Here is a 537-nt window from a genome sequence, read left to right as displayed (position 1 = left end):
CACACAGCCCCTGGCCTTCTGGGACGGATCGAGCAGCGAGACGAGGGTGCTCCTCGAGGAGTTCGACGGTACGCCCGTCGGGTATGTGAACGACATCGAAGCCGATGCGCGGGGAAGCGTCTGGGGCGGGACCGTCAACCTGGCCCTCCCGTCCACGACCGAGGCGGCCAGAGCGATCGTGGCCGGTCTGGTCGCCGCTCCGCACGCGGTCGGGCCCGCCCCGAGCATCGTGTTCCGTGCAGACCCGGACGGAACGGTGGAGAAGCTATGGGAGGAGGGGACGATCGCCAACGGGCTCGCCTTCAGCCCGGACGGCCAGAGGCTGTATCAGTGCGACACTCTGACCGGGGTCTACGCCTTCGACATCACGGCCGACCGTCGGTTGGCGAACCGACAGTTCTTCGGCAAGGTGCCCGAGGGCGGTAATAACGGGCTCGCCGTGGACGTGGAGGGCGGTGTCTGGGTCGCCGCCGTGGGAGGTGGCAGCATCATCCGGTTCGGGCCCGATGCCGTCATCGACGAGGTGATCGACGTGCC

At 68.3% G+C, this 537-nt stretch carries 1 protein-coding gene; it reads left to right on the top strand.

Annotation, left to right across the window (positions count from 1 at the left end):
- Positions 1–537: SMP-30/gluconolactonase/LRE family protein (locus tag ABFY07_RS42905; protein WP_346179640.1), on the top strand; the 537-nt coding region annotated here is incomplete at both ends.

This window comes from Streptomyces sparsogenes subsp. cuspidosporus (assembly GCF_039532705.1).
In the GTDB taxonomy this organism is placed as follows: Bacteria; Actinomycetota; Actinomycetes; order Streptomycetales; family Streptomycetaceae; genus Streptomyces; species Streptomyces sparsogenes.
Note: the sequence above shows the minus strand (reverse complement) of the source record. Positions and strands in the feature narration are given on the sequence as shown.